The organism is Pseudomonas sp. M47T1 (assembly GCF_000263855.1).
Lineage (GTDB): Bacteria > Pseudomonadota > Gammaproteobacteria > Pseudomonadales > Pseudomonadaceae > Aquipseudomonas.
The window spans coordinates 1-21877 of record NZ_AJWX01000046.1; the positions used below are offsets into that span (position 1 = coordinate 1).

Consider the following 21877-nt stretch of genomic DNA (forward strand, 5'->3'; position numbering starts at 1 on the left):
GTCTTTGCGCCCCGCTAAAAATTTCCCCCCTGTAGGAACTGCCTGGCTTTGCCCTCCTCGAAGTAACGTGTCAAGCAACGGTCCATTGACGAATAAAGCCGAACGAGGCACGGTGGGGGCTCGTTGCTCAGGCATAATTGGCATTCGGCAAACTTGCCCGTTGGTATCCGCAAACCTACCCTCTAAGCACGTCCCATCTGACTCAAGGAGCCGCTCGGAACGCCGATGCGCCAAATCTGGAAACCCTTTCGTGCGCTGTATTTCGCCGCGTTGATGATGCTGATCGGCTCGGGTCTTTTGAGTACCTACCTGGCGCTGCGTCTGGCCGCCGAGCATGTGGACGGCCTGTGGGTGGGGGCGTTGATGGCTGCCAACTACTTCGGCCTGGTGCTGGGTGGCAAGATCGGCCACCGGCTGATCGGGAGGGTAGGGCACATTCGTGCCTACACCACCTGTGCCGGCATCGTTTGCGCGGCGGTGCTGGGCCACGGCCTGGTGGACTACCTGCCAGCGTGGCTGTTCCTGCGGATGATCGTTGGCCTGGGCATGATGTGCCAATACATGGTCATCGAAAGCTGGCTCAACGAGCAGGCCGAGGCAAAGCAGCGCGGGGCCGTGTTCAGCGGCTACATGATTGCCTCCTACCTGGGCCTGGTACTGGGTCAGTTGATCCTGGTCATTCACCCGCAACTGGGCCTTGAACTGCTGATGCTGGTTGCCCTGTGCTTTGCCCTCTGCCTGGTACCGGTGGCCATGACCCAGCGCATTCACCCGGCGCCGTTGAAGCCGGCGCCCATGGAGCCACGCTTTTTCCTCAAGCGCGTACCGCAGTCGCTGAGCACGGTGCTGGGGTCGGGGCTGATCGTGGGCTCGTTCTATGGCCTGGCGCCGCTGTACGCCTCTCAGCAGGGCCTGAGCACCGAGCAGGTCGGCCTGTTCATGGGGTGCTGCATCTTTGCCGGTTTGCTGGTGCAGTGGCCCCTGGGCTGGCTCTCCGACCGGTATGACCGCGCAGTGCTCATTCGCACCTTTGCGATGCTGCTGGCCATTGCTGCCTTGCCGTTGGCGGTGTTCCCCAGCGTGCCGCTGGAAATGCTGTTCGGCGCCGGTTTCCTGGTGTCGCTGTTGCAGTTCTGCCTGTACCCGTTGGCCAATGCCTTTGCCAACGACCATGTGGAGCCCGAGCGTCGCGTGTCGTTGACGGCCATGCTGCTGGTGACCTATGGGGTAGGGGCGAGCATCGGGCCGTTGGCGGCGGGCGTGCTGATGAAATTGTTCGGCAGCCAGATGCTTTACGCCTTCTTCAGTTTCTTTGCCCTGGTGCTGGTGTGGCGTATCCGGCCCAAGGCCGTCACCAACCTGCACCAGGTGGACGATGCCCCGCTGCACCATGTGGCCATGCCCGACAGCATGACCAGCTCACCGCTGGTGGCTGCCCTTGACCCGCGGGTAGATGAACAGTCGGTGCATGACCAGATGCATGTCAGCGCCGAACACCCGCCTGTACCGCCTGCGCAAGAGCATGCAGAACCGTTACCGGATGAGTTGGATGAAGCCGCCGAAATGGGTGACGGCAAGAAGGTGGGCCGCAGCGTCAGTGAAGAAGAACAGTAGATACTGAGCGTGTGTGGGAGCTGGTTTACCCGCTCCCACATAAAAAAAAGGCCCGCATCAGCGGGCCTTTTTCATGGGGCGATCAACTCAATAATCGTCTTTGTCGAACCGACGCGCTTCGCGTTGCAGGTCGAACACAAAGCGTTCCACCTGGCGCTGCACCAGGCCGCTCATGTTGTGGAAGCGGGTGCCGGCGAAGGTGGTGTTGATGCGCTCTTCGTAATGCAGGTAACGCAGTTCCACTGGGGCGGTCATCTTGCCGAACGGCAGGTTGGCGACGAAGCGGTCGTACACCTGGCCCAGTTGCAGGCGCTCGGAGATGTCGCCTTCAAAGCGCAATTTGCAGCCGGTGGCGGAGATGTCCAGCAGCTTGCCAACGAATTCCCCCTTGAGCTTTTCGCCTGCCAGCTCCACGTCCACCAGGTGGGCGAGTTTGAGGGCGGCACGGAAGGCGTTGCGACGCTGGTGGTACACCACCTCGGTCGGCAGGGTGCCGTGGTACACGCGGCCGCCCTCGTTTTCGTCGATGCTCAGGGGGCCGGTGACGTCCCAGGCGATACGCACGCCATCATGGAAACCTTCTACCCTGAACGGCTCGCCAGCGGCGAGGAATTTTTCGCCGTCACGCGGAATCATCTCGTCGAAGGCCAGGACATTGCTGTCACGGTCCAGTTCGACCAGATAGGTCTGAAAGCGCTGGCTGCGCTCATGAAATGTAATGATCAAAGGATCATGGCTCTGCAGCAATGCGCGCAGGTTGGCGGCAATTTCCAGGGGCGTTGTCAGCACCTTGGGGGGCTGCGGAGCGTCTTCCGCGTTTGTGGCATTGAACACGGTTTATCAATCTCCAGGCAAAAAACGACACACGCAGGTGCTGGCTTTATGGCAGCATGTTCCACGCCTTGGTAAGGAAGGTCAAGCCTGACTCAACGGACGAGGCTTGGCCAGTTTCGACGTGGAGCCTCGGGCATCATAAAGCGAGGGTGTTTCACCGCCCATGAGGATGCGCATCTGGTTGGCGGTGGTGAGTTGTTGCAGGCGGATCGACTTGCCGTTCTGCTCATTCACTGCCTGGCAATCGGCCAGCAGTCTCGTGAGCAGATCGCCCCGAGCCAGCAGGTCGGCTCCAAGGTGCGAGTGTTGGGCAAGTATTTCCAGGCCGTTTCGGTCAGCGCTGAGCTTGAGGTTAACCAAGATCTCGCTGCGTTTGCGGCCATGTTGCTCGAGCAGAACGATCAACGACTGTTTTTGCGCGAGGATATTTTCCAGCAGCGGCATGTCGCGGCCGTGCAGCGCCAGCGACTCGTGCTGGAGCAGTGCAAGCAGCTGCTGCGCCGGAGCGATATCTTCTTCAATCAACAGCAATAGGTTTCTGTCGTGCATGGCTGGCTCTGGTTTTCAAGCGTCCAGAAGCCTCTGCGCAGGGCGCCGGCCCTAGCGCTGGGCTTCGAAATTTAGCAGTTTGCTGGCGACGCGGCTGCTGTCGACCTGGTAGCTGCCATCGGCGACGGCAGCTTTCAACTGCGCCACGCGGGCGCTGTCGACAGTCGGCTGGTCGCGCAGCTTGTCAGTGACTTTCTGCAACTGCTGAGCCTCGGAACTCAGGTGTACGGATTCCCCGCCGCTGGTGCTGCCAGAGGACGTAGTGGTGGCCGCGCTGGTGTCGGTGCTCACCGAGGTATCGGTGGTGCCGGTGTCCTTGCTGCCGCTCGTACGTGTCGTGGTCGACACCTGCGAGGAATTGTTCAAACGACTGAAGTCGATAACCATAATGAAAAACCTCTGGGTATTTGGACGCTTGCCTTGTTTTCGGCCAAACCCCGAATAACTTTAGGCACTTTGATACAAAGCGCCGATGCGCCAAGGCTGCGGGCTGCAATGCCCCTCAGTCTAGGAAAATACGCCGCGAACCGCCAGCGTTTACATTGCGACTTCCACTTGGCCCGGCCCGGTGACGCGAGCCTTGATCACGCGATTGGAATTCAGGTTGCGTACCCGGATCTGCTCGCTCATGGCGCCCTTGGACAGTGCCTCGCCAGGCATTTTCACTGCCAGGCCGCCGGTTGTGGCGGTGATCACCACGTTGTCGCCTTTCTTGATCGTGTCTGGAGCCTCCACGTGCTGAGGGGTCAGCACCTGGTCGTTTACCGTTGGTCGGAGAAGCTTCTGCCCCACTGCCTGATCCAGTGCCGTCAGGTAGCCCTGGCTCAGCAGGCCCACGTCGCGCTCGCGCATGGCCACGTCGCCATCTTCTATCACCGCGTCACGCTTGAGCGGGCGAGTGGTGGTGACCACTTCGCGAAACAGTTTCACCTGGGCGGGCACAAACACCGTCCAGGGCGAGCTGCCGTCGCAGCGCACTCGCACCGACACGCGGCCGATGGGGGTGGCCGGGCTTTGCAGTGCCGCTGTCAATTCCTTGTCGCACAGCCCCATGTGCAGGCGCGGGTCAAGCGGGTTGACCTGAATCTCATAACGGCCTTCGGTCTGGCTGGTTGCCAGATAATCTTCTACCGTGAACTCAAGAAAACCCTGGGTCGTACCGATAAGCTGCTCAGGAGTTGTGAATTCGTCGGCCTGGGAGGCACTGCCGAATCCAAAAATGCAGACCGCAGCAAATCCGCAGAGTAGTCTCTGTGCCATGCGTCGGGAAAATGTCGTTTTTGCGTTCATACATTACAAATAGCAAGGGCCGTGCCGACTCAATGGGGCAGGCACGATCCACGCGAAGGTTTAAGGAGTCACGAGCATGGCTGGTGTAATGGATTCGGTGAACCAGCGCACTCAACTGGTAGGGCAGAACCGTCTGGAGCTGCTGTTATTCCGTCTCAACGGCTCGCAGCTCTATGGCATCAACGTATTCAAGGTCCGGGAAGTGCTTCAATGTCCCAACCTGACCGTGATGCCCAAGTCCAGTCCGGTAGTGCGCGGTGTCGCGAATATTCGTGGGGCGACCATTCCGATCCTCGATCTGGCTTTGGCAACCGGTGCGCCCGGTTTGCAGGACATCAAGAACACGTTCGTGATCATCACCGAGTACAACACCAAGATTCAGGGCTTCCTGGTGCACTCGGTTGAACGCATCGTCAACATGAACTGGGAAGAGATTCATCCGCCGCCCAAGGGCACCGGCCGCGATCATTACCTCACGGCCGTGACTCGGGTGGACAATAAGCTCGTCGAAATCATCGATGTGGAGAAAATCCTCGCCGAAGTGGCGCCGACGTCCGAAGCTATTTCCCTCGGTGTCGTGGATGAAGAGACCCAGACCAAAGCGGTATCGCTGCGGGTACTCACCGTGGATGACTCCGCGGTGGCGCGCAAGCAGGTGACCCGTTGCCTGCAAACCGTGGGCGTGGAAGTGGTGGCATTGAATGACGGGCGGCAGGCGCTGGACTACCTGCGCAAGCTGGTCGATGAAGGCAAGCGTCCCGAGGAAGAGTTCCTCATGATGATCTCCGACATCGAAATGCCCGAGATGGACGGCTATACCTTGACTGCGGAGATTCGCAGCGACCCGCGCATGAAGAACTTGCACATCACCCTGCATACCTCCTTGTCAGGTGTGTTCAACCAGGCGATGGTCAAGAAGGTTGGCGCCGATGACTTCCTGGCCAAATTCCGGCCGGATGACCTGGCCCAGCGTGTGGTTGATCGCATCAAGGCGGCAGGCTAACGACCGGGGCATCACTGCCCCGGCCACGACAGACGATTTAAGAGGCGGCACCATTGTCTACGGGTAATTTGGATTTCGAACAGTTCCGGGTCTTCCTGGAAAAAGCCTGTGGCATTCTGTTGGGCGAGAATAAGCAATATCTTGTTTCCAGCCGTCTCAACAAGCTGATGGAGCAGCAGGGCATCAAGTCCCTGGGCGAACTGGTGCAGCGCATCCAGACCCAGCCGCGCAGCGGTTTGCGCGAGCAGGTGGTGGACGCCATGACCACCAACGAGACCCTCTGGTTTCGTGACACCTACCCCTTCGAAGTCATGAAGAACAAGGTGATTCCGGAATTCGTCAAGAATTCGCCGGGCCAGCGCCTGCGTATCTGGTCGGCCGCCTGTTCGTCGGGGCAGGAGCCCTATTCGCTGTCGATGACCATCGATGAGTTCGAGCGAACCAACCTGGGCCAGCTAAAGTCGGGCGCGCAGATTGTGGCCACCGACCTGTCGGGCACCATGCTCACCAACTGCAAGAGCGGCGAGTACGACAGCCTGGCCATCGGCCGCGGCCTGTCGGCAGATCGCCTGCAGCGTTTCTTTGACACCAAGGGCCCGAGCCGCTGGGCTGTCAAGGCGCCCATTCGCAGCCGCGTGGAGTTCCGCTCGTTCAACCTGCTCGACAGCTATGCGGCATTGGGCAAGTTCGACGTGGTGTTCTGCCGCAACGTGCTGATCTACTTCTCGGCGCAAGTGAAGAAGGACATTTTGCTGCGCATCCACGGCACCTTGAAGCCGGGCGGCTACCTGTTCCTCGGTGCCTCCGAGGCGCTCAACGGCCTGCCGGACCATTACCAGATGGTCCAGTGCAGCCCGGGCATTATCTACCAGGCAAAATAAAGCAAAGGCCCCTCGGGGCCTTTGTTGTTTCTGGTGCCCGCAGCCCCCTGTTTTTGTAAGAGCGGGCTCTGCCCGCGAAGGGCGCACCGCGTACGCACGATATACCGCGCCGCCTTTTTCGCAGGCAGAGCCCGCGCCCACAACAAAAGTTTCAGCAGCAGGGTGCGCGGCGCAAAGCGGCAACCGCATGTTGCCGCTTTGTTGGCACCCAGCGGAATCCCCTTGCCGCTTTTCTGGCATTGCCGCTTGCCATTCGCCTTCATCCCCCGCAAAACCGGGCCCCTCCTGATTTGGCACGGCCTTTGCTATCTCTCTGTCACGAACATCCGGTCCGCCGTTTAAAGGTTTCCGACATGAGCATCAGTTTCGATAAAGCGCTGGGTATCCACGAACAGGCACTGGCCTTCCGCGCCCAGCGTGCCGAAGTGCTGGCCAACAACCTGGCCAATGCCGACACGCCCAACTACAAGGCGCGTGACCTGGACTTTGCCGCCGTGTTGCAAGCCGAGGGCGACAAACGCCAGAACGGCACCTTCGAACTTGAGCGGACCAACGACAAGCACATCGAGGCCGAAGGCCTGAGCATGGGTGACCAGCAATTGCTGTACCGCACCCCAAGCCAGCCGTCGCTTGACCAGAACACCGTGGACGCGCAGGTGGAACAAGCCAACTACGCACAGAACTCGGTGAACTTCCAGGCCAGCTTCACCCTGCTCAACGCCAAATTCAAAGGGCTGGTGTCAGCCATCCGTGGGGAGTAATTCATGTCTCTAGCCAGCGTTTTCAACATTGCCGGTACCGGCATGAGTGCCCAGACCACTCGCCTGAACACCGTCGCCAGTAACATTGCCAACGCCGAGACCGTCTCGTCCAGTATCGACCAGACCTACCGCGCGCGGCACCCGGTGTTTGCCACCGTGTTCGACCAGACCCAGTCCGAAGGCGACAGCGGTTCGCTGTTCCAGGACCAGGACGCCGCTGGCAGCGGCGTGCAGGTGTCGGGCGTAGTCGAGGACCAGAGCAATCTGGAAGCCCGTTACGAGCCCAAGAACCCGGCCGCCAACAAAGACGGTTACGTGTACTACCCGAACGTCAATGTCGTGGAGGAGATGGCCGACATGATCTCTGCCAGCCGTTCGTTTCAGACCAACGCGGACATCATGAATACCGCGAAAACCATGATGCAGAAAGTACTGACCCTGGGTCAGTGATAGGGGCGTGAAAAAATGACTACAACAACTGACAGTACCTCGGCTTCATCCGTCCTTACGTCACTGCAAAAGACCACCAGTACCACCGACAGCTCCACCGGTACCGATGGCAGTGCGCTGGGCAAGGACGCGTTCCTGCAACTGCTGGTTACCCAGATGCAGAACCAGAACCCGCTGGACCCGCAGGACAACAGCGAATTCGTGTCCCAGCTGGCGCAGTTCAGCAGCCTGGAAAGCATGCAGAGCCTCAACGACTCGGTGAGCACCATCCTCACCTCGTACCAGTCGTCGCAGGCCTTGCAGGCGTCCTCGCTGGTCGGCCACTCGGTCATCGTCACCGGCACCACCGCCGACGTCGACACCAGCACCGGCCTCACCGGTTCGGTGAACCTGACCGACTCCAGCACCAGCAACACCATCGGTGTCTACAACAGTGCCGGCACCCTGGTGCGTACCCTCGACGAGGGCACCCAGTCGGCCGGCACCTACAGCTTCACCTGGGATGGCAAGGACGGCGACGGCAATACCGTGGACTCGGGCAACTACACCTTCAAGGCAGTGGCCACTGTAGACGGCACCTCGACAGTCATGACCACCAACCTGCCTACCACGGTCAACAGCGTGACCATGGCCACCACCAGCGGCGGTGAAATGACGCTTAACCTGGCCACGGGCTCAAGCGTTGCCCTGTCCGCAGTCCAAACCATCGGAATTTAATGCCGGCTACGGCGCAGGAGTGAAATTATGTCTTTCAACGTCGGCCTCAGTGGCCTGGCAGCAGCCAACAAAGCCCTGGACGTTACCGGCAACAACATTGCCAACGTCGCCACCACCGGTTTCAAATCGTCGCGTGCCGAGTTCGCTGACGAGTACGCGGCGTCCATCCGCGGTACCTCTGGCAAGACTACCGTGGGCAGCGGCGTGACCACTGCCGCCGTGTCGCAGCAGTTCACCCAGGGCAACATCGAGTCCACCGGCAACAGCCTGGATATGGCTATCAACGGCAACGGCTTCTTCGTGCTGAGCGACAACGGCTCGAAACTGTACACCCGTGCCGGCGCCTTCTACAGCGACAAGTCGGGCAACATCGTTGATGCCAGCGGCAACAATCTGCAGGGCTACACCACCGATACTACCGGCAAGCTGACTTCCGGGGTGCTGTCGAACCTGGCGATCGATACCTCGAACCTGGCGCCGAAGGCTACCACCAGTGTTTCGGAAACCGTCAACCTGAACTCCAGCGAAACGACGCCGACGGTTACCCCGTTCAGCGCTTCGAACACCAGCAGCTACAACTACACCTTCAACACCGATGTATATGACAGCCAGGGCAACGCCCACCAGCTGAACCAGTACTTCGTGAAGGATGACACCGCCAACAGCTGGACCATGTACACCACCATTGACGGTGTGAACCCGACCGACCCGACGTCGACCACGCCGTTGGCCAACCCGGTCAGCTTCAACTCCGACGGTTCATACAGCTACACTGCAGGTGCGGTAACAGGCGGGTTGACGGTAAATGCTGACGGTACCTACAGCCTTGCCGGCTGGGTGCCTGCCGCTGAGCAGAGCGATGGTACCTACGCCTCCAACGGCGCATCGGCTACTGCCGATATCACCCTGGACATGAGCAACCTCACCCAGTACAACTCTACCTCGGCCACTACAGCCAAGGACCAGGACGGCTACGCCACCGGCGAGCTATCGGCCCTGTCGGTCAGTGACACTGGCCAACTGACCGCCACCTTCACCAACGGCAAGACCAATGTCATCGGCCAGGTGGCCCTGGCCAACTTCGCCAACGTGCAGGGCCTGAGCCCGGCCGGTGGTACCGACTGGCGCGAAACCTACGCCTCGGGCGTACCGGTGATCGGCACCCCGAGCACCGGCACCATGGGCTCGCTGACCGCCTCGTCGCTGGAAGACTCCAACGTCGACCTGACCGCTGAGCTGGTGAACCTGATCAAGGCGCAGTCCAACTACCAGGCCAACGCCAAGACCATCTCCACCGAAAGCACCATCATGCAGACCACCATTCAGATGACCTGATTGTTGTCGGCAGCACTACAAAAAGCCCGGGCAAATGCCTGGGCTTTTTTATGCGATGGGTGGGCATCTCGACGCCGTAGCCGCAGCCTGGCGGCAGCCGCTACGCCGTTACGTGGCCGCAGATGTGGCGGGTCATCTTTCGGTTTTCTGGCGCCCCTTGCCGCCAACCGGCAACCGCGCGCCGTTTTTCCGTCTCCCGCATCGGGAGAGCAGGGCGCGATGGCCCCGAAAGTCCCTGTAACACTGCCTACACAAAGGCTTTTTCAACCTTGGCCCGCTTGTTGCTTTCTCCCTGTCAGAACAGTGGTCGGCGGCATTCGCCCGTCATGGGAGACATACCTTGGACAAAATGCTTTACGTGGCAACGAGCGGCGCCAACCAGAACTCATTGGCGATGAAGGCTCACGCCAACAACCTGGCCAACGTTTCCACCAACGGCTTTCAGCGTGACCTGGAACAGGCCCGCTCCATGCCGGTGTTTGGCGATGTATACGCCTCCCGCGCCTACGCCATGACCGAAAACCCCGGCACCGATTTTACCCCCGGTGCCATGGTGGCAACCGGTCGTGACCTGGATGTGGCCGCCGATGGCGACAGCTACATTGCCGTGCAGTCTCCCGATGGTAGCGAAGGCTATGTGCGCATGGCCAGCATGAACATCGATGCCCTGGGCGTGCTGCGCGACGGCAATGGTTTGCCGGTGATGGGCAACGGCGGTCCGATTGCCGTGCCACCCCAGCAGCAGATCGAAGTGGGCGAAGACGGCACCATCAGCATTCGCTCCATGGGCGAGGGGCCGGAAGTCATGGCCCAGGTCGACCGCATCAAGATGGTCAAGCCTGACACCCGCAACCTGGTCAAGGGCACCGACGGTCTGCTGCACACCAAGGATGGCCAGCCTGCCGCGGCCGATTCCACCGCCACCCTGACCTCTGGTTTCCTGCAGGCCAGCAACGTCAACGCCGTGGAAGAGATGACCTCGGTACTGGCCTTGTCCAAGCAGTTCGAATTGCACATCAAGATGATGACCACCGCCAAGGAGGACGATGAGTCCATGGCGCGGGTCTTGCAGAACACCTGATAATTGACTGGGCGCGGCGAAAAACAGGCGCGCACATAGGAGAACAGAATGCTTCCGGCACTTTACGTCAGCAAGACCGGTCTGGCCGCTCAGGACATGAACCTGACCACCATTTCCAACAACCTGGCCAACGTCTCGACCACCGGCTTCAAGGCCGACCGCGCCGAGTTCCAGGACCTGCTGTACCAGACCAAACGTCAGCCCGGTGCCAACTCCACCACCGACACTGAACTGCCGTCCGGTCTGCAACTGGGTACTGGTGTGCGCATCGTCGGCACCCAGAAGAACTTCACCGCCGGCAGCCTGGCCACCACCGACCAGCCGCTGGACATGGCCGTCAACGGCCGTGGATTCTTCCAGATCACCCAGGCAGACGGCACCACGGCCTATACCCGTGACGGTACCTTTCACCTGGACTCCAACGGCCAGATCGTGACCGCCAGCGGCAACGCCCTGAACCCGGCCATCGTCGTGCCCGCCAACGCCCAGACCTTCACCGTGGGCACCGACGGCACCGTGTCGATCACCACTGCGGCCAGCGCCACGTCCACCGTGATCGGCAACCTGCAAACCGCCGACTTCATCAACCCGGCCGGCCTGCAGGCCATCGGCAGCAACCTGTACCTGGAAACCGCTTCCAGCGGCGCGCCGCAAGTGGGTACCCCGGGCCTCAACGGCTTCGGCACCACCCTGCAGAACACCCTGGAAAACTCCAACGTCAGCACCGTGGAAGAGCTGGTGAACATGATCACCACTCAGCGCGCGTACGAGATGAACTCCAAAGTGATCTCCACTGCCGACCAGATGCTCCAGTACGTAACGCAGAATCTGTAATTCAGCCACACGGCGCCGCCGGCGCCAGCAACACCGTGAGGTCAGTGTCATGAGTCGTTTGTCCAGTGTTCTTGCCCTGAGTGGGATCGCTTTGTTGTCGGGTTGCATGTCGCCGCCACCCAAGCCCAATGACCCGTACTATGCGCCGGTGCTTCCGCGCACCCCGCTGCCGGCGGCGTCCAACAACGGCTCGATCTACCAGACGGGTTTCGACCAGAACCTGTACACCGACCGCAAGGCGTTCCGTGTGGGTGACATCATCACCGTGACCCTGGCCGAGAAAACCGCGGCCAGCAAAAGCGCCGACTCCAAGCTGACCAAGGACTCCACCACCTCGATGGGCCTGACCTCGCTGTTTGGTGGCGGTGTGTCCGGCACCAACCCGATCAGCGGTGGCAAGCTGAGCCTGGACACCGGCTACACCGGCAGCCGTGCCACCGACGGCACCGCCAAGGCCGACCAGGCCAACAGCCTGACCGGTTCGATCACCGTGACCGTGGCCGACGTGATGCCCAACGGCATTTTGTCGGTGCGTGGCGAGAAATGGCTGACGCTCAACACCGGTGAAGAGCTGGTGCGCATTGCCGGGCTGATTCGTGCCGACGACATCGCCACCGACAATACCGTGTCGTCGACCCGTGTCGCCGATGCACGCATCACCTATTCAGGCACCGGCGCGTTTGCCGAGTCCAACCAGACCGGTTGGCTTGACCGTTTCTTCATGAGCCCTTACTGGCCTTTCTAGGTGTCCACGACCATGCGTAAATTCAAGCACCTGATGGCCGTGACCCTGCTGGCCGCGTCGACCCTGGTAGCGGCCACCGCCGCCCAGGCCGAGCGGCTGAAGGACATCGCGAGCATCTCCGGCGTGCGGGCCAACCAGTTGATCGGTTACGGCCTGGTGGTGGGCCTGGACGGCACGGGTGACCAGACCACCCAGACGCCGTTCACCCTGCAGACCTTCAACAACATGCTGGCGCAGTTCGGTATCAAGGTGCCCACCGGTACCGGTACCACCCAGCTGAAAAACGTCGCGGCGGTGGCCATTCATGCCGACCTGCCGGCGTTCGCCAAGCCGGGGCAGACCTTCGACATTACCGTGTCGTCTATCGGCAACTCCAAGAGCCTGCGCGGCGGCAGCCTGCTGATGACCCCGCTCAAGGGTATCGACGGCAACGTCTACGCCATCGCCCAAGGCAACCTGGTGGTGGGCGGTTTCGACGCCGAAGGCAAGGACGGTTCCAAAATCACCGTCAACGTACCGTCGGCCGGCCGCATTCCCGGTGGTGCATCGGTGGAACGCTCGGTGCCGAGCGGCTTCAACCAGGGCAACAGCCTGACCCTGAACCTCAACCGTTCCGACTTCACCACGGCGAAGAACATCGTCGACAAAATCAACAACATGCTCGGCCCAGGCGTGGCCCAGGCCATCGACGGTGGTTCGGTGCGCATCACTGCGCCCATTGACCCCAGCCAGCGTGTTGACTACATCTCGGTGCTGGAAAACCTGGAAGTGGACCCCGGCGCCGCGGCGGCCAAGGTCATCATCAACTCGCGTACCGGTACCATCGTGATCGGCCAGAACGTGCGCGTGTCGCCAGCGGCCGTGACCCACGGCAGCCTGACCGTGACCATCACCGAAGACCCTATCGTCAGCCAGCCGGGCCCGTTGTCCAATGGCCAGACGGCGGTGGTACCGCGCTCCAAGATCAACGCCCAGCAGGAAGCCAAGCCGATGTTCAAATTCGGCCCTGGCACCACGCTTGACGAGATTGTCCGCGCCGTCAACCAGGTGGGCGCAGCGCCCAGTGACCTGATGGCCATCCTCGAAGCACTGAAACAGGCCGGCGCCCTGCAAGCCGACCTGATCGTGATTTGAGGTAGCGGACGATGGATATGCCTAAAGGTGGTGTCACCGCGCCGGCGGATTCGGGGGCTTACACAGACCTCAATCGCCTGAACGCGCTGAAGACCGGTGACAAGGACAGCGACGCCAACCTCAAGCGCGTGGCGCAGGAGTTCGAGTCGCTGTTCGTCGGTGAAATGCTCAAGTCGATGCGTTCGGCCAACGATGTGTTGGGCAAGGACAACCCGATGAACACCGAGACCACCAAGCAGTATCAGTCCATGTACGACCAGCAATTGGCCGTAACCCTGTCCAAGCAGGGCAACGGCATCGGCCTGCAAGACGTGCTGATGCGTCAGCTGTCCAAGAACAAGGGCGTTGAGCACACCGGCGCCAACCCGTTCGCGCACAACGCCCCGGCGTTGTCCACGCTCAATGGCGGGCGCAACACGTCGGCCGACCTCAAGCATGCGCTCAACGGCACCGCCAGCACGGCCCACAGCAACGACATGGCCATGCTCAACCAGCGTCGCCTATCGCTGCCCAGCAAGCTGGCCGATCGCATCATGGCCGGCATCGTGCCGTCCACCGCGGCCAGCACCGATGGCACCGCGGCCGCCACCCAGGCGCTGGCGCGCAATGGCATCAAGGTCAACACCGCCAGCAGCGCGGCGCAAACCGCAGCCACCAGTACCGATGCCGATGGCAGCAGCGATGCCGGTGAATGGCAATCGGCCCAGGCGGCCATTGCCAGCGGCGACATTCGCATCATCGGCCGCAGCGTGGCGCAGCCACCGCTGGCGCCGGGCAAGAAGGCCTTCACCACCGCCGACGACTTTGTCGCCACCATGATGCCCCTGGCCAAGGACGCCGCCGCGCGTATTGGCGTAGACCCCAGCGTGCTGGTGGCCCAGGCGGCACTGGAAACCGGTTGGGGCCGCTCGGTCATGCGCGATGAAAGCGGCAAGAGCAGCCACAACCTGTTCGGCATCAAGGCTTCCGGCAACTGGCAGGGTGATCAGGCGCGCGCCATCACCAGCGAGTTCCGCAACGGCAAGATGGTCAAGGAGACGGCGCAGTTCCGTTCCTACGATTCCTACGCCGACAGCTTCCACGACCTGGTGACGCTGCTGCAAAGCAACGATCGCTATCAAGCTGTGGTGAAGTCGGCCGATAACCCAGAACAGTTTGTAAAAGAGTTGCAAAAGGCCGGTTACGCGACGGACCCGGACTACGCCAGCAAGATTTCGCAGATAGCCAGGCAGATGAAGGGCTACCAGAACTACGCGCTGGGCAGTGCCTCCACCCATTTATAAGGTTTGAACCATGTCACTGATTTCAATCGGGCTTTCCGGGCTTAACGCCAGCCAGACGGCTTTGACGGTCACCAGTAACAACATCACCAACGTTTCGACCTCGGGCTATTCGCGAGAGTCGACGACGTCCGTCGCCGCTGCCATGCAGAACGTGGGCGTGGGCTTTGTCGGCACCGGCACCACCATTTCCGACGTGCGGCGCATCTATAACAGCTACATGGACTCGCAGTTGCAGACCACCACGGCGTTGAGCGCCGATGCGGCCACCTACAGCGACAACGTATCGTCGCTGGACAGTCTGCTGTCCGACAGCGCCACGGGCATCAGCGCCACCCTGACCAGCTTCTTCTCGGCCTTGCAGACCGCGTCCGCCAACCCGACCGACACCTCGTCGCGCCAGTTGCTGTTGACCTCTGCCCAGTCCCTGAGCAACCGCTTCAATTCCATTTCGTCGCAGATCACCTCGCAGAACGCGGGCATCAACTCGCAGCTCACCACCCTGAGCGGTCAGGTCAACGACATCACCAAGCAGATCGCCTCGCTGAACCAGCAGATCACCACGGCGTCGGCCTCGGGCAATGCGCCCAATAGCCTGCTGGACGCCCGTAACGAAGCGGTGCGCTCGCTCAACGAGCTGGTTGGCGTGACCGTGCAGACCAACAGCAGCGGTGCCTATGACGTCTACCTGGGCACCGGCCAGGCGCTGGTCAGTGGCAACACCTCGAACACCCTGACGGCAGCGCCGAGCACCACCGACAAATCGCAGTACGCCCTGACCGTCAACTACGGCAACTACAGCACTGACGTGACCTCGGTGGTCAGCGGTGGCTCCATCGGCGGCCTGCTGCGCTACCGCAGCGACGTGCTGAACCCGGCGCAGAACAGCCTGGGGCAAATCGCCCTGACCGTGTCCGACAGCATCAACAGCCAGTTGGGCCAAGGCGTGGACAGCAACGGCGACCTGGGTTCCAACCTGTTTTCCAGCATTAACAGTGCAACAGCCGTTGCCAGCCGCAGCCTGGCCTCGTCGAACAACAGCACCGGTTCGGGCAATCTCAACGTGACCATCGCCGACACTGGCGCGCTGACCACCAGCGATTACCAGGTAACCTTCACCAGCCCCACCGCCTACAGCGTGACGCGCTCGGACGGCACCAACATGGGCAGCTACGACCTGAGCACCACGCCGGCGCCGGAAATCGATGGCTTCACCCTGGCGCTGAGCGGCAACGCCGTGGCCGCCGGTGACACGTTCAAGGTCACCCCGACCCGCAACGCCGCCAGCGAAATCAGCACCACCATGACGGACTCCAGCACCCTGGCGTTCGCGTCGCCGCTGACCGGTACCGCCAGCTCCAGCAACTCGGGCACCGGTACCTTTACCCAGCCGACGCTGACCACCACCGCCGACATCTACGACAGCACCTCGAAGTCTGCGTTGCAGGCCGGGCTGCAGAACTCCACGCCGCTGAAGCTGGTATTCGGCACCGCCTCGGGCGGCACCCAGGCCTACACCGTCTACAACGCCCAGGGCACCAGCATCGGCACCGGCACCATCGTGCCGGGCTCGGACAACAACCTGAGCATCAGCGTGCCGATCGTCGACAGCAGCGGCAACGCGGTCAACGACGCCGATGGCAACCCCACCAGCTTCAGCTTCTCCACCACCGTCAGCGGTACGCCGGCGGCCAACGACAGCTACAGCGTGGCGTTCAACACCAGTGGCACGTCCGACAACCGCAACGCCACGGCCCTCCTGGCCCTGCAAACCTCGTCCACCGTCGGCACCGGCGCGGCTACCGGCGGCATCAGCTTCACCGCGGCCTACGCGGCACTGGTATCGGGAGTGGGCGCGCAATCGTCGCAGGCCACCACCGACGCCAGCGCCACCTCCACGGTCCTGGCCACGGCCAAGTCCAACCGTGACTCGGTATCGGGCGTCAACCTTGATGACGAGGCCGCCGCCCTGGTCAAATACCAGCAGTACTACACGGCCGCCTCGCAAATCATCAAGACGGCACAAGACACTTTTTCCACTCTGCTCAACGCTCTCTGAGGATTAGTCGACCATGCGTATTTCCACTTCTCAATACTTCGAGACCAGCGCGGCCAACTACTCCTCGGCTTTCTCGGCAACCGCCAAGACCCAGGAGCAGATCAGTTCCGGTGTGCGCATCAAGACCGCCGGCGACGACCCGGTGGGTGCGGCCAAGTTGCTGCAACTGCAACAGCAGAGTTCGATGTTGACCCAGTACAGCACCAACATGACCACCGCCACCAACTCGCTGAACAACCAGGAAAGCGTGCTGGCCTCGATCACCAATTCCCTGCAACGTGCCCAGGAACTGGCGGTGAACGCCGGTGACGGCTCGCTGACCGATGCCGACCGCCAATCCATCGGCGCCGAGATCGGCCAGTTGCAGGACACCGTGCTGGGCCTGCTAAACACCAAGGATGCCTCCGGTTACTACATGTTTTCGGGCTCCAAGAGCACCACGCCGCCGTACGTGAAGAACACCGATGGCACCTACACCTACCAGGGCGACCAGAGCGCCCTGAGCCTGCAGGTGTCGGACACCCTGAGCCTGGCCACCGGCGTTACCGGCTCCGACGCGTTCGAAGACGCCACCAACACCAGCCGCACGTCGTCCACCGTGACCTCGCCGGCGGTCAACGACAATAAGGTGTCGATCTCCCCGGGTCAGATGAACTCGGAAGCCACCTACAACAAGTCGTTCACCACGGGTGAGCCGTACACCGTCAATTTTACCAGCGACACCACCTACAGCATCACCGATGCCTCGGGTAACGACATCACGTCGGAAGTGTCCGGCAACGGTACCTTCAGCCCCACTACCGAAGGCGGCACCAACATCAGCCTGCGTGGCGTGGACTTCACCCTCAAGGTGGACACCGCCAACACCGCCACCACCGCCGGTCACAGCATCACCCTGGCCAGCACGCCAGACACCCTGAGCCCGTCGCGCAGCGCCGGCAACACCTCGACAGCGCAATTGACCAGCGGCAGCATCACTGACCAGGCCGCCTACAACAGCACCTTCCCAAGTTCCGGCGCCGTGGTGAAGTTCACCAGTGCCAGCGATTACTCGGTCTACGCGCAGCCGTACACCTCGGACAGCAAGGCGATTGCCAGCGGCACCATGGCGGCCGGCGACACCACTATTTCCGCGGCAGGTGCCACCTTCGACGTCAGCGGCACCCCCGCCTCGGGCGACACCTTCCAGGTATCGGTAGACGCGCACAAGACCCAGAATGTGCTCAACACCCTGTCCAAGCTGGCCACCGCCCTGAACACGCCCATCAACGGTGACAATACCAAGTTGCTGGCGCTGCAGAACTCGGTGACTTCGGCCATTGCCAACCTGGATTCGGCAAGCACCCAGGTGAACACCGCGCGCGGCCAGATCGGCGCCATCGACAACGCCATCACCGTGCAGACCACCGAGAACACCTCGATCAGCCTGGCCAACAAAACCACGCAGTCGAGCATCGGCGACACCGACATGGCCACCGCCTCGATTAACCTGACCTTGCAGCAAACGATGCTGGAGGCGTCCCAGGCCGCTTTCGCGAAGATCTCCCAGTTGAGCCTGTTCAACAAGATCTGAGCCATGAGCCAGTTTTTCGCGGCGCCATTCATTACCCCTCGCGGGGTTGAGTCTGGCGCCGCATTTTTTTCCGCACCTTCTTCAAATCCTGGTCGCTGCGCGGCCGCCGAATGTTGAGTCCTGAGGCATGAACACCACCCCCCTTGTCAGCATCGTCATTCCCGCCCTGGACCCGAAGAATTTCTCCCGGGCCCTGAACAGTGCCGTGGGGCAGAACTACCCCGCGCTGGACGTGGTGGTATGCGATGACAGCCTGGGCGACGAGATCCGCCAGGCCGTGGAGGCCGTGCGCGTCAAGTTGCCGGCCAACGTCACGCTGCGCCATGTGGTCAACGCCAAGGCGCTGGGGCTCAACGCCACGGTCAACGAATGCGTGAAGCACGCCCGCGGCGAATTCATCAAGGTGCTGTTCGACGAAGACTGGCTGATGCCCGAGCACACGCCGCTGCTGGTGGACGTGCTGGTGCGCAACCCAGACATCAGTATTGCCTCAAGCCAGCGCTACCTGTCCGACCCCAGCAACCGGATCATGCCCAACCGCATGGAAAACTCCGGGTTTATCGCCGGTGACACGCGCTTCAAAGGCAGCGACCTGCTGAGCATGTTCGAAGTGTGGCCGGTAAACTTCATCGGCGGCCTGAGCAACGTGCTTATGCGGCGTGCCGACGTGGCGCGCCTGATACCGGCCCTGACAGTCAGCGAAGCGCCGTTCGAGGTATTCCTTGACCTGATGCTCTACTGCTGCCTGCTGTGCCAGGGTGACGTGGGCATCGTCGATAAATACTTGGCGGTGGAACGTCTCAAGCCCCTGCGCCTGGCCGCCATCCCCGACCCGGAAGCTGTGCGCGAAACCGAATATCAGGCCATGGTGCAGTTCCTGTCCGGGCGCGACGGCGAGCGTGCCGAGAAGATCGGTGGCGTGCGCCATCGCGGCCTTGACGCTGCCGTCACGCAATGGGAAGAAGTGGGCCTGGGGCGCATGTTCGGTGTGCAGGCCGACACCATGTTCGAGCAAGTGGGTGTCAACTGCGACAACTACGACGCCGTGTACGAGCAGTGGTTGCAGTGTCGCGATTTCACCCCGGCGCAGTTGCAGCAACTGCCGGCACGGGTGGAGGGCTGGCCGCGTCAGGCCAAGATCATTCCGGTGATCATCGATCACCTGGGTGACGGCAGCCTGCAAGCCACCCTCGACAGCCTGGCGGCGCAAACCTGGTCGGCTGAAGCCGTGCTGGTCATGTCCGCCACCGTCAGCGAACCGGCCATTGTCGGTAACACCCTGACCATGCCGCTGGACCGCGACTGGCCCCGCCAGCTCAACAGCATGCTGCGCGAGCTGGACGGCTACGACTGGTTCTGCCTGTTGCGCGCCGGTGACGAACTGACCGCGCACGCCTTGCTGCTGCTGGCTGAGCGCATTGCCGAACGTGACTCAATGCAGGCCTGCTACTGGGACGAAGATGCCCTGGAAACCGACGGCCATCGCGCGCCGGTGTTCCGCCCTGACTTCAACCTTGACATGTTGCGCAGCTACCCCTATGTGGGGCGTGGCCTGGCGTTCAGCCGCGAGGCGTTCATCGAGCACGACGGTTTTGCCACCGACCTTCTCGAGCTGAGTCCTCACGATCTGATCTTCCGCCTGGTGGAGAAGCGCGGCCCGCACGCCATCGAGCACATCGGCGAGGTGCTGATGCATGCGCGCCAGCACTTCCCGTCCTGGCTGGGCGAAAGCAGTGTGCGCGAAGGTAACGCGGCGATGGTGGCACGCCACCTTCAGCGCCTGGCGCTGGACGTCGACATTACCCCGGGTGTGATTCGCCTGATCAACCGCATCCACTACCGTCACCCTGGCCAGCCGCTGGTGTCGGTAGTGGTTGCCAGCCAGGGCCGTCTGCGTGGCTTGCAGGACTGTCTGGAAAGCCTGCTGGAACGTACCGCCTATACCCAGTTCGAGGTACTGATTGTCAGCGCCGCCGATGAGCCCGCCGAGGTGCGCGACTGGCTGCAGGCCATGGCCCAGATCGGTGGGGCCAAGCTGCGGGTGGTTGCCGCCCCGGCCGCCAGCAATCTGTCGGCGCTGGTCAACCTGGGCGCCGTACAGGCCCGTGGTGACTACCTGCTGACCCTCAGCCAGGACTGCGTGGTGCTCGACGCCGGCTGGCTGGACGAGATGCTCGCCCATGGCCGTCGTCATGAAGTGGGTGTGGTGGGTGCTCGCTTGCAGGCCCCGGACGGCAGCGTCGAGCATGCCGGCCTGGTGCTGGGCTTGCGCGGTGCGGTGGGCTCGGTGTTCGTGGGCGAGCCGGCCGGCGCGGCGGGTTACCTGCACCGCTTGCAGGTGGTACAGAACTACAGCGCGGTCAGCCAGCAGTGCCTGCTGATCGAGAAAGCACTCTTCACCCAATTGAATGGCCTGGAGGAGGGCGACCTGGCCCACGGCTTCGCCGACGTGGACCTGTGCTTGCGCGCCGGCCAGCAGGGTTACCTGGTGGTGTGGACGCCTTACGCAGCCCTGATGGTGCGCCGCCAGGAGCAGGCCCCCGACAGCAACGCCCTGGTGGACTGGCGCCAGTGCCAGCGCGCCGCGTTCAATCGCTGGTTGCCGAAACTGGCGCGTGACCCTGCCTACAACAAGAACCTCAGCCTGATGGGCGCCAGCTTCACCATGAACGTAGGCCTGCGCAATGGCTGGCAGCCGTTTGCCCGTCATGCCCTGCCGTTCGTGCTGGGTTTGCCCATCAACAAAGGCGCGGTCGGGCACTACCGCCTGATCCAGCCGCTGGCGGAACTGGAACGCGCGGGGCTGGCGTCCAGCGTGATCAACTTCGGTACGCCGTCGATTCTGGAGATCGAGCGCATCGTGCCCGATACCATCGTCTTCCAGGGCCGCTACAGCGCAGGCCCGGTGGACGGCATCGCCCAGGTGAAAGAGTTTTCCAAGGCGTTCCGAATTTTCGAACTGGACGATTACCTGCTCGACGTGCCGGCGCAGAACGAACACCGCCGCTACTTGCACCGCGACATTCGTGAAACCTTGCAGCGCGGGGTAGGGCTGTGCGACCGCCTGGTGGTGTCGACCGACTCCCTGGCCGACGCCATGTCCAGCATGCACAACGACATTGTCGTGGTGCCCAACATGCTGCCACCGGAGCGCTGGCGCCACCTGACCAGCCAACGTCGTGCGGGCAAGAAACCGCGCGTGGGCTGGGGCGGCGGCACCAGCCACACCGGCGACCTGCTGTTGATCAAGGATGTGGTCATGGCGCTGGCGGACGAAGTGGAGTGGGTGTTCCTGGGCATGTGCCCCGAGGAGCTGCGCCCGTACGTGCACGAGTACCACACGGCGGTGCCGCTGGAGCTCTACCCGCAGAAAATGGCCAGCCTCAACCTGGACCTGGCCCTGGCGCCGCTGGAGCAGCACATCTTCAATGACTGCAAGAGCAACCTGCGCCTGCTGGAATACGGCGCCTGCGGCTACCCGGTGGTGTGCACCGACACGCGCAGCTACCGCGGCGACTTCCCGGTGACCCGCGTGCTGACCAACAGCACCCACGAGTGGCTGGAAGCGATCCGCATGCACCTGTCCGACCTGGACGCCAGCGCCCGCATGGGCGACCAGTTGCGCGAAGCGGTGCAGCGCGACTTCATGTTCCACGGCCCGGCGCTGTCGCGCTGGTTGAAGGCGTGGATGCCGAGCTGAGTCCTATGGGGTGTCTGCGATGGCGCCTCCCTCTGGC

At 62.1% G+C, this 21877-nt stretch carries 19 protein-coding genes; 15 read left to right on the forward strand and 4 right to left on the reverse strand.

Annotated features, from left to right (window positions below; all coding sequences use genetic code 11):
• Window positions 1-225: 225 nt before the first annotated feature.
• On the forward strand, window positions 226-1614 hold the full coding sequence (locus PMM47T1_RS28140) for an MFS transporter (protein ID WP_008375660.1): 1389 nt from the start codon (window positions 226-228) through the stop codon (window positions 1612-1614).
• Between the two features lie 87 nt (window positions 1615-1701).
• On the opposite strand, the gene PMM47T1_RS28145 is transcribed toward PMM47T1_RS28140, so the two are convergent.
• The 4 genes from PMM47T1_RS28145 to flgA form a co-directional block, all read right to left on the reverse strand.
• Window positions 1702-2448, reverse strand: a complete 747-nt coding sequence (locus PMM47T1_RS28145) for a flagellar brake protein (RefSeq protein WP_008375662.1) — start codon at window positions 2446-2448, stop codon at window positions 1702-1704.
• A gap of 81 nt (window positions 2449-2529) precedes the next feature.
• Window positions 2530-2997 (reverse strand): flagella synthesis protein FlgN, encoded by a 468-nt coding sequence (locus PMM47T1_RS28150; RefSeq protein WP_008375664.1) that lies wholly within the window; start codon window positions 2995-2997, stop codon window positions 2530-2532.
• 51 nt (window positions 2998-3048) lie between these two features.
• Window positions 3049-3384 carry a flagellar biosynthesis anti-sigma factor FlgM gene (gene flgM / locus PMM47T1_RS28155; RefSeq protein ID WP_008375666.1) on the reverse strand — a complete coding sequence of 112 codons (336 nt, stop codon included), beginning with the start codon at window positions 3382-3384 and terminating at the stop codon, window positions 3049-3051.
• A gap of 150 nt (window positions 3385-3534) precedes the next feature.
• Window positions 3535-4287 carry a flagellar basal body P-ring formation chaperone FlgA gene (gene flgA, locus PMM47T1_RS28160; RefSeq protein WP_043301642.1) on the reverse strand — a complete coding sequence of 251 codons (753 nt, stop codon included), beginning with the start codon at window positions 4285-4287 and terminating at the stop codon, window positions 3535-3537.
• 76 nt (window positions 4288-4363) lie between these two features.
• On the opposite strand from flgA, the gene PMM47T1_RS28165 reads away from it, so the two are divergent.
• The 14 genes from PMM47T1_RS28165 to PMM47T1_RS28230 all read left to right on the forward strand — a co-directional run bounded on the left by PMM47T1_RS28165 (window position 4364) and on the right by PMM47T1_RS28230 (window position 21840).
• Window positions 4364-5290 carry a chemotaxis protein CheV gene (locus PMM47T1_RS28165; RefSeq protein WP_008375669.1) on the forward strand — a complete coding sequence of 309 codons (927 nt, stop codon included), beginning with the start codon at window positions 4364-4366 and terminating at the stop codon, window positions 5288-5290.
• A 53-nt stretch (window positions 5291-5343) separates the two neighbouring features.
• Window positions 5344-6171: a protein-glutamate O-methyltransferase CheR gene (gene cheR / locus PMM47T1_RS28170; RefSeq protein ID WP_008375671.1), complete on the forward strand. Its 828-nt coding sequence runs from the start codon at window positions 5344-5346 to the stop codon at window positions 6169-6171.
• A gap of 353 nt (window positions 6172-6524) precedes the next feature.
• A complete protein-coding gene (gene flgB / locus PMM47T1_RS28175) occupies window positions 6525-6932 on the forward strand; it encodes a flagellar basal body rod protein FlgB (protein WP_008375673.1) in 408 nt (135 codons plus the stop codon).
• A 3-nt stretch (window positions 6933-6935) separates the two neighbouring features.
• The gene (flgC, locus tag PMM47T1_RS28180) at window positions 6936-7382 is read left to right on the forward strand and encodes a flagellar basal body rod protein FlgC (protein WP_008375676.1); all 447 of its coding nucleotides are present in this window, start codon (window positions 6936-6938) and stop codon (window positions 7380-7382) included.
• Window positions 7383-7397: 15 nt separating this feature from the next.
• Window positions 7398-8099 (forward strand): flagellar hook assembly protein FlgD, encoded by a 702-nt coding sequence (locus PMM47T1_RS28185; RefSeq protein WP_008375678.1) that lies wholly within the window; start codon window positions 7398-7400, stop codon window positions 8097-8099.
• Window positions 8100-8126: 27 nt separating this feature from the next.
• Window positions 8127-9434: a flagellar hook protein FlgE gene (flgE, locus tag PMM47T1_RS28190; RefSeq protein ID WP_008375680.1), complete on the forward strand. Its 1308-nt coding sequence runs from the start codon at window positions 8127-8129 to the stop codon at window positions 9432-9434.
• Between the two features lie 340 nt (window positions 9435-9774).
• Window positions 9775-10515 carry a flagellar basal body rod protein FlgF gene (locus PMM47T1_RS28195; protein ID WP_008375683.1) on the forward strand — a complete coding sequence of 247 codons (741 nt, stop codon included), beginning with the start codon at window positions 9775-9777 and terminating at the stop codon, window positions 10513-10515.
• Window positions 10516-10563: 48 nt separating this feature from the next.
• Window positions 10564-11349 (forward strand): flagellar basal-body rod protein FlgG, encoded by a 786-nt coding sequence (gene flgG, locus PMM47T1_RS28200; RefSeq protein WP_008375685.1) that lies wholly within the window; start codon window positions 10564-10566, stop codon window positions 11347-11349.
• A 49-nt stretch (window positions 11350-11398) separates the two neighbouring features.
• Window positions 11399-12094: a flagellar basal body L-ring protein FlgH gene (gene flgH, locus PMM47T1_RS28205; RefSeq protein WP_008375687.1), complete on the forward strand. Its 696-nt coding sequence runs from the start codon at window positions 11399-11401 to the stop codon at window positions 12092-12094.
• Window positions 12095-12106: 12 nt separating this feature from the next.
• A complete protein-coding gene (locus PMM47T1_RS28210; RefSeq protein WP_008375689.1) occupies window positions 12107-13228 on the forward strand; it encodes a flagellar basal body P-ring protein FlgI in 1122 nt (373 codons plus the stop codon).
• A gap of 11 nt (window positions 13229-13239) precedes the next feature.
• Window positions 13240-14511: a flagellar assembly peptidoglycan hydrolase FlgJ gene (flgJ, locus tag PMM47T1_RS28215; RefSeq protein WP_008375690.1), complete on the forward strand. Its 1272-nt coding sequence runs from the start codon at window positions 13240-13242 to the stop codon at window positions 14509-14511.
• A 10-nt stretch (window positions 14512-14521) separates the two neighbouring features.
• Window positions 14522-16567 (forward strand): flagellar hook-associated protein FlgK, encoded by a 2046-nt coding sequence (gene flgK / locus PMM47T1_RS28220; RefSeq protein ID WP_043301644.1) that lies wholly within the window; start codon window positions 14522-14524, stop codon window positions 16565-16567.
• A 13-nt stretch (window positions 16568-16580) separates the two neighbouring features.
• Window positions 16581-18140: a flagellar hook-associated protein 3 gene (locus PMM47T1_RS28225; protein WP_008375694.1), complete on the forward strand. Its 1560-nt coding sequence runs from the start codon at window positions 16581-16583 to the stop codon at window positions 18138-18140.
• Window positions 18141-18267: 127 nt separating this feature from the next.
• Window positions 18268-21840, forward strand: coding sequence for a glycosyltransferase (locus PMM47T1_RS28230; RefSeq protein WP_008375697.1), 3573 nt, complete (start codon window positions 18268-18270; stop codon window positions 21838-21840).
• Window positions 21841-21877 lie beyond the last annotated feature (37 nt).